Annotated in this window: 15 protein-coding genes; 7 read left to right on the forward strand and 8 right to left on the reverse strand. The window is 67.0% G+C overall.

Translation table 11 applies throughout. The features are described 5' to 3' along the window. From OXS31_RS08945 to OXS31_RS08960, 4 genes are all read right to left on the reverse strand, one after another. A complete protein-coding gene (locus OXS31_RS08945) occupies positions 1-759 on the reverse strand; it encodes a uroporphyrinogen-III synthase (protein ID WP_267398715.1) in 759 nt (252 codons plus the stop codon). Continuing rightward, positions 756-1,700: a hydroxymethylbilane synthase gene (gene hemC / locus OXS31_RS08950; protein ID WP_143008487.1), complete on the reverse strand. Its 945-nt coding sequence runs from the start codon at positions 1,698-1,700 to the stop codon at positions 756-758. Before hemC ends, OXS31_RS08945 begins: the two co-directional genes overlap by 4 nt. A gap of 87 nt (positions 1,701-1,787) precedes the next feature. Beyond that, positions 1,788-2,534, reverse strand: a complete 747-nt coding sequence (locus tag OXS31_RS08955) for a LytTR family DNA-binding domain-containing protein (RefSeq protein WP_007161369.1) — start codon at positions 2,532-2,534, stop codon at positions 1,788-1,790. 4 nt (positions 2,535-2,538) lie between these two features. Further along, positions 2,539-3,615, reverse strand: a complete 1,077-nt coding sequence (locus tag OXS31_RS08960; RefSeq protein WP_007161370.1) for a sensor histidine kinase — start codon at positions 3,613-3,615, stop codon at positions 2,539-2,541. Positions 3,616-3,743: 128 nt separating this feature from the next. On the opposite strand from OXS31_RS08960, the gene argH reads away from it, so the two are divergent. Both argH and OXS31_RS08970 read left to right on the forward strand, forming a co-directional pair. Beyond that, complete coding sequence (gene argH / locus OXS31_RS08965; RefSeq protein WP_108581533.1) at positions 3,744-5,138, forward strand: argininosuccinate lyase; 1,395 nt, start codon at positions 3,744-3,746, stop codon at positions 5,136-5,138. Positions 5,139-5,468: 330 nt separating this feature from the next. Then, positions 5,469-6,197, forward strand: coding sequence for an endo alpha-1,4 polygalactosaminidase (locus tag OXS31_RS08970; protein WP_027598169.1), 729 nt, complete (start codon positions 5,469-5,471; stop codon positions 6,195-6,197). Between the two features lie 146 nt (positions 6,198-6,343). Here the strand turns inward: OXS31_RS08970 and OXS31_RS08975 are convergent, their stop codons facing one another. After that, positions 6,344-7,219: an NAD(P)-dependent oxidoreductase gene (locus tag OXS31_RS08975; RefSeq protein WP_074583503.1), complete on the reverse strand. Its 876-nt coding sequence runs from the start codon at positions 7,217-7,219 to the stop codon at positions 6,344-6,346. Positions 7,220-7,255: 36 nt separating this feature from the next. Further along, positions 7,256-8,242 carry a magnesium transporter CorA family protein gene (locus tag OXS31_RS08980; RefSeq protein WP_007161374.1) on the reverse strand — a complete coding sequence of 329 codons (987 nt, stop codon included), beginning with the start codon at positions 8,240-8,242 and terminating at the stop codon, positions 7,256-7,258. 55 nt (positions 8,243-8,297) lie between these two features. Between OXS31_RS08980 and OXS31_RS08985 the strand changes: the two genes are divergently transcribed. After that, positions 8,298-8,576: a hypothetical protein gene (locus tag OXS31_RS08985; RefSeq protein WP_027600343.1), complete on the forward strand. Its 279-nt coding sequence runs from the start codon at positions 8,298-8,300 to the stop codon at positions 8,574-8,576. On the opposite strand, the gene rnk is transcribed toward OXS31_RS08985, so the two are convergent. Continuing rightward, positions 8,573-8,956, reverse strand: a complete 384-nt coding sequence (gene rnk, locus OXS31_RS08990; RefSeq protein WP_007161376.1) for a nucleoside diphosphate kinase regulator — start codon at positions 8,954-8,956, stop codon at positions 8,573-8,575. The two genes, OXS31_RS08985 and rnk, sit on opposite strands and share 4 nt — an antisense overlap. A gap of 192 nt (positions 8,957-9,148) precedes the next feature. Then, on the reverse strand, positions 9,149-9,478 hold the full coding sequence (cyaY, locus tag OXS31_RS08995) for an iron donor protein CyaY (protein WP_044341122.1): 330 nt from the start codon (positions 9,476-9,478) through the stop codon (positions 9,149-9,151). A gap of 169 nt (positions 9,479-9,647) precedes the next feature. Here cyaY and OXS31_RS09000 point away from each other — a divergent pair, with 169 nt between their 5' ends. The 4 genes from OXS31_RS09000 to OXS31_RS09015 are packed head-to-tail and all read left to right on the forward strand — an operon-like array spanning position 9,648 to position 12,554. After that, the gene (locus OXS31_RS09000) at positions 9,648-9,773 is read left to right on the forward strand and encodes a lipoprotein (RefSeq protein WP_007161378.1); all 126 of its coding nucleotides are present in this window, start codon (positions 9,648-9,650) and stop codon (positions 9,771-9,773) included. Positions 9,774-9,782: 9 nt separating this feature from the next. Next, the gene (gene lysA / locus OXS31_RS09005; protein ID WP_074583502.1) at positions 9,783-11,030 is read left to right on the forward strand and encodes a diaminopimelate decarboxylase; all 1,248 of its coding nucleotides are present in this window, start codon (positions 9,783-9,785) and stop codon (positions 11,028-11,030) included. 10 nt (positions 11,031-11,040) lie between these two features. Next, positions 11,041-11,871 carry a diaminopimelate epimerase gene (gene dapF / locus OXS31_RS09010; RefSeq protein ID WP_007161380.1) on the forward strand — a complete coding sequence of 277 codons (831 nt, stop codon included), beginning with the start codon at positions 11,041-11,043 and terminating at the stop codon, positions 11,869-11,871. Beyond that, positions 11,868-12,554, forward strand: coding sequence for a DUF484 family protein (locus OXS31_RS09015; protein WP_007161381.1), 687 nt, complete (start codon positions 11,868-11,870; stop codon positions 12,552-12,554). Before dapF ends, OXS31_RS09015 begins: the two co-directional genes overlap by 4 nt. The last annotated feature ends 3 nt before the right edge of the window (positions 12,555-12,557 follow it).

The following is a 12,557-nucleotide window of genomic DNA, read 5'->3' on the forward strand; positions in this document are numbered from 1 at the left end:
TCAATCCGGATGGTGATGGGCAAGCGCGGCGATCAGGGCGCCGGCGCTGGCGCCCTGGCACTCGATGATGAGCTCGCAGCCGCTGGCACGAGCCAGTTCGGCCACACGGGCGCTGGGTACCAGCAGGGGATAACGGCGCACCGCGGGCCAATCCGCACCCGCACAGGCCTGCAGATGCGCGAAACCCTGCCCACTGCTGACCATGATGGCATTCAGGCGTTCCGCTGCCAGGGTCTCTAGGACCTGCCCTGCGGGGTAGTCCGGGCACTGGCGGCGATAGAGTTCGAGCACCTCGACGCGGGCGCCGCGGGCGGTGAGGGTGTCGACCAGCAGGTCACGGCCGCCCTCTCCGCGCAGCAGCAGCACCTCGGGCACCGGGCGCTCTAGGGCTTCCTGCAAGGCCGGCAGGGCCAGCAGGCCTTCGCTGTCCTCACGCTGGGGATGGTGCACCTGCAGTCCATAGTCTTCGAGCACGGCGGCGGTGGCCGCGCCCACGGCGAACCAGGCCTGCAGCGGCGGTTGGGGCCAGTACTGGTCGAGGGCGGCGAGGCCCAGGCGGGCCGCCGGCTTGCTCACCACCAGCACGGCGGCATAGCGATCAAGATCGAGCCAGAGCGAGCGCTGTTCGGGGGTTTCCGCCAGGGGCTGCAATTCCAGCAGCGGCAGGCTGGCCGTGGCGATGCCCACCGTGTCTAGGGCGGCGGCCAGGGGTGGATTCTCCTCCGCCGGCCGGGTCAGCAGCAGTCGCCAGGCGCTCATGATGCGCCGGAGGCCCCATAGACGGCATCGAGAATGCCCTGGGCGCCCTGGGCCAGCAGGTCTTCGGCCACGGTCACGCCCAGTCCGGCCGGGTCGTTCAGCGGGCCGCGGGCCTCGGCACGCAGCAGCAGCCCGCCATCGGGCTGGCCAACAAGGCCGCGCAACCAGAGCAGTTCGCCTTCCTGCACCGCATAACAGGCGATGGGCACCTGGCAGCCGCCATTGAGACGGCGATTCAGAGCGCGCTCGGCGGCGACGCGGCGTTCGGTGTCGAAATGGTGCAGGGGTTCGAGCAGCGCATGGACCTCGGCATCGTCGGTCCGGCATTCGATGCCCACGGCGCCCTGGCCGCCCGCCGGCAGGCTGTCTTCGACGGTCAGGTATTCGCGGATGCGCTCGGCGAAGCCCAGGCGGATCAGCCCGGCCGCGGCCAGGATGATGGCGTCATAGTCATCGGCATCAAGCTTGGCCAGGCGGGTATTGACGTTGCCGCGCAGAAAGCGGATCTCGAGATCCGGGCGCAGGGCCAGCAACTGGGCCTGACGCCTCAGGCTGGAGGTACCCACCACACTGCCCTGGGGCAATTCGGCAAGACCGGAATGGCGATTGGAGACGAAGGCATCGCGCGGGTCTTCCCGCTCGCAGATGGCATACAGCCCGAGACCTGCGGGGAATTCCATGGGCACGTCCTTCATGGAGTGCACGGCGATGTCGGCGCTGCCGTCGAGCAGGGCGTTTTCCAGTTCCTTGACGAACAGCCCCTTGCCGCCGATCTTGGCCAGGGGCGCGTCGAGCAGCTTGTCGCCGCGACTGGTCATGGGCAGCAGACTCACCCGCAAACCCGGGTGGGCCGCTTCGAGGCGGGCTTTCACATAGTCGGCTTGCCAGAGTGCCAGGGCACTCTGGCGCGTGGCGATACGGATTTCGCGGAGCATGGACATTACCGGCACGTCAGATTGCCGGCCATGATAGCAGGTCGACCGGCGCCCCTCCCCCGCTGCGCGCCGGTCGCCAACCCGCGAGCGACGTCAGATGCTGTGCATCAGGCGGCGCACACCGGCCACATGACGGCGACTGACGGTCAGGGCGTCGCCGTTCATGCCCTTGAGGAACAGCTGGAAGTGGCCCAGGGGCGTGCGCTGCAGGCGCTCGATGCGCTCGCGGGAGACCAGCGCATTGCGGTGGATGCGCACGAAGCGCTCACCGAATTCGTCTTCCAGCGCCTTGAGCGGTTCATCCAGCAGCACCTCGCCACCGGAGTGTCTCAGGGTCACGTACTTGTGGTCGGCGATGAAATAGACCACGTCGTCCAGGGGGATCAGCTCGATGCCCTTGCGGGTCCGGGCGCTGATATGGCTGCGCGGACCCGGGCCACCACTGGCCGGCGGTTTGGTCAGGGCGGCCAGCTGCATCCGGTTGGGTCGCTGGGCCTTGCTCAGGGCAGCGGCCAGGTCCTCCTGCCGCACCGGCTTGACCAGATAGCCCACGGCGCTGACCTGGAAGGCGTCGAGCGCGTATTCGTCGTGGGCGGTCACGAAGATCACCGCGGGCGGCGATTCGCGCTCGCAGAGACGCGCGGCCACTTGCAGACCGTCCAGACCCGGCATGCGGATGTCGAGCAGGACGATATCGGGCTTGAGGTTTTCAACCAAAGCGAGGGCTTCCTCACCGTTGGTGGCTGTTGGCTCCAGGGCGGTATAACCGTCCAGTTGCCCCACCAGACGGGCCAGACGCTCGCGCGCCAAGGGTTCGTCATCGACGATCAGGACATTCATAAGCTCAGGCTTCCCGCATGAGTCGCTCGCATGGATAGCGAAGAGACGTTGTATGCCGCTGGTCGCGGCGTTCGATTTTGAGACTCGCAGCTGGTCCGAAAAGTGCCGTCAATCGCGCCTCGATATTGCTTAAAGCTTGACGGGTGCCCTTGGGTGGGCGTGGCTGCTGCTCCACCTCGGGGTCATAGGGGTTGCTGATGACCAGCTCGAACACCCCCTCCCGGTAGGTGGCGAAGATGGTGACCAGGCCCCCTTCGATGCGCGGCGCCACACCATAGATCAGGGCGTTTTCCAGCAGCGGCTGCAGCGTCAGCTGGGGAATCGGCAGGTCCGCCGGCACCCCGTCCACGTCCCACTGCAACTGCAGGCGATCGCCCAGGCGCAGGCGCTCGATCTCCAGATAGCGCCGCGACAGCTCCAGCTCCTCGACCCAGCGCACCTTGGTGCCGGGCTGGGCGAGGCTGGCGCGGAACAGCGCCGACAGGTCCAGCACCGCGCGCTCGGCCTTGTCGGCGTCCAGGGCGACCAGGCTGGCGATGCTGTTCAGGCTGTTGAACAGGAAATGCGGGCGGATGCGCGCCTGCAGCGACTCGATGCGCGCCTGCAATTCGGCCTGCTGCTGGCGGCGCCACTGGCTCTGCAGCCAGAAGTAGCGCAGCAGCAGCATGGACATGATCAGGGCGATCAGCGCGTGCCTCATGTACAGCCGCACCTCGCCGACCCGCTGTAGCGGTCCGGCCAGCTGCAGCCAGTCGGCCACCAGGGTGCAGAGCAGGGTCAGGGCCACCACGATGGCGCAGCAGAAACCACCCGCCACCACCGGTCTATGGCGTGCCAGCCAGGGCCGCAGGCGACAGAGCAGCGCCGCCGACAGTAGCACGATCCACTGCACGAACAGCGATACCAGCGCCAGGCGGATCCAGTTGAACTGCAGGGTGAAGGGTTCTGCCAGCACCAGGACCAGCACCAGCAGCTCGGCCAGCACCACCAGCACGAGCAGGGCCTCCGGTTCGCAGAGCGCCGGGACGAAGAAGTCGTCGACCTTTACCGGTCGGGGGGTTTTGCGGCGTTCGAGTATCATGGAGGCAGTGTGGGTCAGATACCACTCGTCGGCAAGTCGGCTCCGTTGAATCGGGCCGGCACCCGCTCAGGACTGCTATCATCGACCCCCTCCTTTCCTTACCGACAAGCCCAGCAGCAGGCCGATCCATGAGCAGCGAAAAAACCAACCAGTCCTGGGGCGGACGCTTCAGCGAACCCGTCGACGCCTTCGTCGCCCGCTTCACCGCCTCGGTGGACTTCGACAAGCGTCTCTACCGCCACGACATCCTCGGCAGCCAGGCCCATGCCCGCATGCTGACCCAGGCCGGAGTGCTCAGCGAAGCCGAGCGCGATGCCATCGTCGCCGGACTGGACGAGATCCGCAGCGAGATCGAGGCCGGCACCTTCGAGTGGCGCGTCGACCTGGAAGACGTGCACATGAACATCGAGGCGCGCCTGACCGAGCGCCTGGGCGTGGTCGGCAAGAAGCTGCACACCGGTCGCAGCCGCAATGACCAGGTGGCCACCGACATCCGCCTCTGGCTGCGCGACGAGATCGATGCCATCCTCGTCGAGCTCGACCGCCTGCAGGCCGGCCTGCTGCAACTGGCCGAGACCGAAGCCGACACCATCATGCCCGGCTTCACCCACCTGCAGACCGCGCAACCCGTGACCTTCGGCCACCACCTGCTGGCCTGGTTCGAGATGCTTTCCCGCGACCACGAGCGCCTGGTCGACTGCCGCAAGCGCGTCAATCGCATGCCCCTGGGCAGCGCGGCGCTGGCCGGCACCACCTACCCCATCCAGCGCCAGGTCACCTGCGAGCTGCTGGGCTTCGAGGCCATCGGCGGCAACTCCCTGGACGGCGTCTCGGATCGCGACTTCGCCATCGAATTCTGCGCCGCGGCCTCCCTGGCGATGATGCACCTGTCGCGCTTCTCCGAAGAGCTGGTGCTCTGGACCAGCGCCCAGTTCCAGTTCATCGACCTGCCCGATCGCTTCTGCACCGGCTCCTCGATCATGCCGCAGAAGAAGAATCCCGACGTGCCCGAGCTGGTGCGTGGCAAGACCGGCCGGGTGTTCGGCGCCCTCACCGGCCTGCTGACCCTGATGAAGGGCCAGCCGCTGGCCTACAACAAGGACAACCAGGAAGACAAGGAACCGCTGTTCGACGCCGCCGATACCCTGCGCGACTCCCTGCGCGCCTTCGCCGACATGGTCCCGGCCATCAAGCCCAAGCGCGAGATCATGCGCGAGGCGGCCCGCCGCGGCTTCTCCACCGCCACCGACCTCGCCGACTACCTGGTGCGCAAGGGCCTGCCCTTCCGCGACTGCCACGAGATCGTCGGCCATGCGGTCAAGTACGGCGTGGACAGCGGCAAGGACCTGGCCGAGATGAGCCTGGACGAACTGCGGCGCTTCAGCGATCAGATCGAGCAGGACGTCTTCGCCGTCCTGACCCTGGAAGGCTCGGTCAACGCCCGCGACCATATCGGCGGCACCGCCCCGGCCCAGGTCCGCGCCGCCGTGCAGCGCGGCCGCGCGCTGCTGGCCCAGCGCTAACGCCCGCCGCTGCGCTTCTCGCCTACCCCTCCGCGGACGGGCGAGAACGCCGCCGGCCGAAGACCCCACCCCTGCCGCTCATCGGCCGCGCCAAAGGGCACAAGGGTTCCCTCCACCGCCCCGCAGGCGCCTGGTCCGACGGCAAGGGCTCTAGGCCAGGGGTCTCCGCGCAGGAGGCCTGAAAGCCGGTCGGACGAGCGCCGACCAGCCGTTGATAGGTACGACGACTGGTGCTCAGGAAGGAGACCCGGCAGCCGATACTTGAGGCTTGACCAGCCGTTCGAGTCAAGTCTCATGCGCCTTTCAGCCTGTTCCCTCCTGCTTTGCGGAATGTTCGCCGCGGCTTCCAGCCAGGCCGCCCTGCCGCCGCCGCTGCCACAGACGCTCACCTGGCATGTCCAGCTGAACGGCGTGCTGCAAAAGCCCAATCGCACCCTCTACGACATCGATCTCTATGACACCAGCAAGGCGGTGATCGCCAATCTGAAGGGCAATGGGAAGACGGTGATCTGCTATTTCAGCGCCGGCACCTGGGAAGACTGGCGGCCCGACGCCGCCCTCTATCCCAAGGCCGCCCTGGGCAAGGCGCTGGACGCCTGGCCGGGCGAGCGCTGGCTGGACATCCGTCGCGCCGACGTCCGCGTGCTGCTGGCCAAGCGGCTGGACCTGGCCGTGCAGAAGGGCTGCCAGGGAGTGGACCCGGACAACGTCGATGGCTTCAGCAACCCCAACGGCCTCAAGCTGACCCGGGCCCAGCAGCTGGATTTCCTCAACTGGCTGGCCGACGAGGCGCACAAGCGCAGTCTGCTGGTGGGCCTGAAGAACGCCGTGGACCTGGTGCCGAGCCTCTACACCAAGTTCGACTTCGCCCTCAACGAGAGCTGCTACGACTACGCCGAGTGCAACGCCTACAGCTACTTCCGCACCCAGAAGAAGCCGGTGATGATCATCGACTACGGCCTCTACAGCACCAAGCGCTGCAGCCAGGCCAAGACCTCGGGCTACAACCTGCAATTCTACCCGCTGTCGCTGGCGGCGCTGGGCACCGCCTGCAAGTAGCCGCGAGAGCCTATTCAAAGGCTCGCGAGCTAGAGCCAAACAAGGCGAAAAGGCCTGAGGAAGCGGAGTTTACGAGTGGTAAATGAGCATTCCGAAGGCCTTTTCAACGTAGTTTGGCCGACGCGCAGCAGACTTTGAGCGGGCTCTCAGTCGAGGCCGGCCTTCTTGTGCGACCGCTGCCCCAGCGCGATCCAGTCCAGATCGCCTTCGCCCTGGGCGACGGCCTCCAGCAGGTTGTCCCTCAGGACGCTGGCGAAGGGTAGCGGCACCGCCTTCTCCTGGCCGGCCGCCAGGGCCAGGCCGACGTCCTTGAGCCCCAGGCTGAGCTTGAAGGCTGCCGGCGAGAACTTTCGCTCGGTCAGCAGGCGCCCGTAATTCTGGTACACCGGCGCGGCGAACAGGGTGCTGGTGAGGATCTCCAGCAGCGCCGCCGGCTCCACGCCATAGCTGCGCGCCAGGGCGGTGCTCTCGCCCATGGTCTCGATGGCGCTGGCGATCATGAAGTTGCCGGCGATCTTGACCACATTGGCCTGCCGCGGCTCCGCGCCCACCGGCCAGGTCTTGCGCCCCAGCACATCGAGCAGTGGCTGGACCCGCGCGATCGCTTCAGGATCCCCTGCCACCACGATGTTGAGCTGGCCACTGGCGGCCACGTCGGTACGCCCGAACACCGGCGCCGCCACGTAGCCCACGCCGGCCTCGGTATGGCGCGCGGCCAGTTCGTCGACCAGGGCCACCGACAGGGTGGCCATGCTGACGTGGACCAGCCCGGCCTGCGCCCGCTGCAGGGCGCCGCTGTCGAGGATCACTTCGCGGGTGGCCGCGTCATTGGCCAGGATGCTGAAGACCACCTCGGTCTCGAAGGCCTCCGCGGGCGACGCCGCCGCGCGGGCGCCCTGGGCGACCAGGCCCTGCACCGGCTCCGGGGAGCGATTCCAGACCACCACCTCATGACCGGCCTTGAGCAGATTGGCGGCCATGCCCTGGCCCATGCCGCCCAGGCCGATGAATCCGATACGCATAGCTTTGCCTCCTCGAGGTGCGATGGATGCCGCCGGCTACAACCAGCGGCGAAATTTGAACCAGGCATAGGGAATCAGCGCCGAGACCACCATGGCGCCCAGCGCCAGCGGATAGCCGAAATGCCAGTCCAGCTCCGGCATGACCTTGAAGTTCATGCCGTAGATGGTGCCCACCAGGGTCGGCGGCAGGAACAGCACCGAGGCGATGGTGAACACCTTGACGATATTGTTCTGCTCCACGCTGATCAGGCCCAGGGTGGCGTCGAGCAGGAAGCCGATCTCGCCGTTCATCTTGGCCTGGTAGTCGCTCAGCGAGCGGACGTCGCGTTCCAGCGTCTTGAACCAGGTCTTGGCCGTGCCGGAGATCCAGGTCGCCCCGGCCCGGCGCAGGTAGGAGACGATGCGATTGATGCCCAGCAGGCTCTCGCTGAGCTGCGCCAGCAGCTGGTTGCTGCGGCCCAGTTGCTTGACGATGGATTGCAGGTCGGTCTTGGGCTGCTGCTTTTCCTGTTGCGGATCCAGGGGTTCGCGAAACACCGCCTTGGCCAGGCGATTGAGGTGCGCCTGCACCGATTCAAGGATGTCGGCCACGCGGTCCACCAGGCTGTCCAGCAGCGAGGCGAAGATGACGTCACTGCGACAGTGCTGCCGTGCCTGCTGCTGGGCCTTGCCCAGAAAGGCCTTGAAGGCGGCCAGCTCGGCGTAGCGCACCGTCACCAGCCAGTCGGGGGTCAGCACGAAATTGACCACCGAGGCCTGCGGCTGATGCTCACTGAAGCCGCTGACCACCGTAGTGGTCAGGTGCAGGGCCTGGTCGGTCTGATAGAGTCGCGAGGATTCCTCGATCTCGGCGATTTCTTCCCGGGTGGGGATGTCCATCGCCAGCGCCTGTTCGAGATAGCGTTCCTCTGCCTCGCTGGGGTCGAGCAGATCGACCCAGAGCAGATCCGCGGGCAGCGGGTCTCCCGGCGACAGGGGCTGGGCGACCAGCTCGTCGGCGGACAGGCGATAGCAGGTGATCATCGAGAAGACTCCAGGCCGGCATCAGGGGTCGCACTGTAACAAAAGGTATCCAGACATGATTGACCACGCCGATGACGAAGAATCCTTTGTCTCCTCGCATCTAATCGAAGCGGTGGAGAATCAGCTCGCCGCCGGCGAGCCGAGCTATGTGCAGGCCGTACTCAACAAGTTGACCCTGGTCGGCTATGACCGCGAGGAAGCGGTGCTGTTGATGGCTCAGGCGCTGTCCTGCGAGATCGCTGCCATGCTCGACGCCGATAGGCCCTTCGACGGCGCCCACTACGAGCGCCTGTTGCGAGCCCTGCCGGACCTGCCCGAGATCGCGGACGACTAGGCCTCGGCCGGCTCCAGCGCCAGCAGCTCCACCTGCTGCTCCTTGCCACCCGGCACCGGCCAGCTCAGGTGCTCGCCGGGCGTGGCTCCGAGCAGCGCGCTGCCGGCCGGCGCCAGCACCGAAACCCGTCCCTCGCCACCGGCGTCCTCCGGATAGACCAGCACCACCTGGTACTCCTTGCCGGTATCGGTCTCGCGGCAGCGTACGCGCGAATTCATGGTGACCACCGCGCCGATCTCCTCGGGCGCCACCACCCGGGCCTGGGCCAGTTCCTCGTCCAGGGCCTCGGCCACGGGGCCGAATTCGGGCAGGGCATCGAGCAGGCGTTCGAGACGGGGCAGGTCGACGGCGGAAACGGTAATGGGCGATGCATGGCGCATGGCGGACTCCTGGAGGACGAGACGGTGCGATCCCCGCCGCGGGAGGCGGCCGGACCACCGGGGATGACGGGCGGCAGGCGCCCAGCGGGAAGCCGCCTGAGGCGGCAAAAGAAAACGGCGCTCGAAAGGCGCCGTCAGGTCACGCTAGCACAGGGGTCTCGGCAGCGGTCAAGCCGCACCGACCGCAGGTCGTTACAGCCCCGGCAGGGTCACGCTCTCGCCGGTCTGCTCCAGGGTCACCCGCACCAGCAGCGCGCCGAGGGTTTCGGACGAGGTGTCGCAGATCCAGTTCTGGCCATCCCAGTCGAAGTGATAGCCACCCGAGCGCGCGGCCACCCAGAGCTGCACCAGCGGGGGCTGGCGGCTGAGAATGACCTGGCTGCCGTTGTCGAACTTGATCGTCAGCACGCCACCGGCATTTTCCAGATCGAGGTCCAGACCGCTGTCGTCATAGGCGTCCTCGACCTGACGCTGGGTCTGGTCGACGAGGTGATGGAATTGCGCTTCGCTGAGCCGGCTCATGACGATCCTCGAAAGAAGGGAAAGAATCGCCGCACGGTAGCGGGCCGCCCAGATGACGTCCAGTCGCGACGGCGGCCGGCAGCTGCGCTTCAGCCATCCGGGCGTGTCAAAGAGTCGTTCAACCCCGTTATACTCCGGGCAATATTCGCCTGAATAAAGGTTTAGCGTCATGAAGCGCCTGTCTCTTCTCTTCATCGCCTGCGCCTGCCTGCTGGCCGGCTGCGGTCAGAAAGGCCCGCTGTACCTGCCCGACGACCAGAAAGCCGCCAAAGAACACCGCCACGACGTGTTCTAAGGAGCCACCATGGAAGTCTTCGCTGTCCGTGCAGGTGAACTGCATGCGGAAGGGGTAGCCCTGAGCGCCGTGGCGCAGGAATTCGGCACCCCCGCCTACGTCTACTCGCGAGCGCACATCGAGGGCCAGTACCGCGCCTATACCGATGCGCTGGCCGGTCTGCCGCACCTGGTCTGCTTTGCCGTCAAGGCCAACTCCAACCTCGGCGTGCTCAACGTCCTGGCCCGCCTCGGCGCCGGCTTCGACATCGTTTCCCGTGGTGAACTGGAGCGCGTCCTGGCCGCCGGTGGCGATCCGCACCGGGTGGTGTTCTCCGGAGTCGGCAAGACCCGTGACGACATGCGCCGCGCCCTGGAAGTGGGCGTGCACTGCTTCAACGTCGAATCCACCGACGAGCTGGAACGGCTGCAACAGGTGGCCGCGGAGCTGGGTGTGGTCGCGCCGATCTCGCTGCGGGTCAATCCCGACGTCGACGCCGGTACCCATCCCTACATCTCCACCGGCCTCAAGGAAAACAAGTTCGGCATCGACATCGCCGACGCCGAGGCGGTCTACGCCCGCGCCGCCGAACTGCCCAACCTGGACATCCTCGGGGTGGACTGCCACATCGGCTCCCAACTCACCACCCTGCCGCCCTTCCTCGACGCCCTCGACCGCCTGCTGGCGCTGATCGACCGCCTCGCCGAGCGCGGTATCGTCCTGCGCCATCTGGACCTCGGTGGCGGCCTGGGCGTGCGCTATCGCGACGAGCAGCCGCCGCTGGCCGGCGACTACATCCAGGCCATCCGCGAGCGCATCGCCGGGCGCAACCTGACCCTGGTGTTCGAACCCGGCCGCTTCATCGTGGCCAACGCCGGCGTCCTGCTGACCCGCGTGGAATACCTCAAGCACACCGCCCACAAGGACTTCGCCATCGTCGATGCGGCGATGAACGACCTGATCCGTCCGGCGCTGTACCAGGCCTGGATGGCGGTGGAGCCGGTGACCGCGCGCCAGGGCGATGCCCGCCGCTACGACCTGGTCGGCCCCATCTGCGAGACCGGCGACTTCCTCGCCAAGGACCGCGAGCTGGTCCTGGCCGAAGGCGATCTGCTGGTCATCCGCTCCGCCGGGGCCTATGGCTTCACCATGAGTTCCAACTACAACACCCGTGGCCGTGCCGCCGAGGTGATGGTGGATGGCGACCAGGCGCACCTGGTCCGTCGGCGCGAGACGCTGGAAGAACTCTTCGCGGGCGAGAGCCGGCTGCCGGCCTGAGGGGAGTTCCATGCAACTGCGCTTCACCAAGATGCACGGTCTGGGCAACGACTTCATGGTCCTCGACCTGATCAGCCAGCACGCGCACATCCAGCCCAAGCACGTCCGTCTGTGGGGTGACCGCAAGACCGGCATCGGCTTCGATCAGCTGCTGATCGTCGAGACCCCCAGCACCCCGGACGTGGACTTTCGCTATCGCATCTTCAACGCCGATGGCTCCGAGGTCGAACAGTGCGGCAACGGTGCCCGCTGCTTCGCCCGCTTCGTCTTCGACAAGCGCCTGACGGTCAAGAAGCAGATCCGCGTCGAGACCAAGGGCGGCATCATCGAGCTGCTGCTCAAGGGCGACGGCCAGGTCCGCGTGGACATGGGCGCACCGCGCCTGCAGGCGGCCGAGATCCCCTTCATCGCCGAGACGGAGACCCTGAGTCATGCCGTCCAGGTCGAGGGCGAGACGGTCGAGCTGGCGGTGGTCTCCATGGGCAATCCCCATGGCGTGCTGCGCGTCGCCGACGTCGACCAGGCGCCGGTGCTGACCCTCGGGCCCAAGCTGGAATGCCATCCGCGCTTTCCGCAAAAGGCCAATATCGGCTTCCTGCAGGTCATCGACGCCCAGCGCGCCCGCCTGCGGGTCTGGGAACGCGGTGTCGGCGAAACCCGCGCCTGCGGCACCGGTGCCTGCGCCGCCGCGGTAGCCGGTATCCGCCAGGGCTGGCTGAAATCGCCGGTGAGCATCGAATTGCCGGGCGGCCTGCTCAACATCGAGTGGGACGGCGTCGGTCAATCGGTGCTCATGACCGGTCCGGCCACCCGTGTCTACGAAGGCCAGGTAAGAGTATGAGCGACACCCCCGAACTGACCGCGGACCAGGTCGCCGACTGGCTGCTGGACCATCCGCACTTCTTCGCCGATCGCGAAGAGCTGCTGGCGGAGATGCGCGTGCCCCATCAGCGGGGTACCGCCATCTCCCTGGTCGAGCGGCAACTCGGTCTCTTGCGCGATCGCAACGGCGAGATGCGCCATCGCCTGACCCACCTGATGGACGTGGCGCGGGACAACGACCGGCTGTTCGACAAGACCCGTCGGCTGATCATCGGCCTGCTCGACGCCAACAGCCTCGAAGAGGTGATAGGCACCGTCGAAGACAGCCTGCGTCATGAATTCAAGGTGCCCTACGTCGGCCTCATCCTGTTCCACGAGCATCCCCTGCCGGTCGGCCGCAGCGTCACCCCCGCCGAGGCGCAAAAGGTGATCGGTGGCCTGTTGGGCGGTGAGAAGACCACCAGCGGCGTCCTGCGCGCCCACGAACTGGCCTTCCTGTTCGGTGACTCGGCCAAGGAAGAGGTCGGCTCCGCCGCCGTCGCCGCCCTCTCCCACCAGGGCCTGCATGGCGTCCTGGCGATCGGCAGTCCCGATCCCCAGCACTATCGCAGCAGCCTGGGCACGCTGTTCCTCAGCCATGTGGCGGAAGTCCTGGCGCGGGTCCTGCCGCGCTTTCCCGTCCCCTTGCGTACGGTGCGCTGAGCC

The sequence above is a fragment of the Pseudomonas sp. GM_Psu_1 genome, from assembly GCF_026544185.1.
In the GTDB taxonomy this organism is placed as follows: Bacteria; Pseudomonadota; Gammaproteobacteria; order Pseudomonadales; family Pseudomonadaceae; genus Chryseomonas; species Chryseomonas oryzihabitans.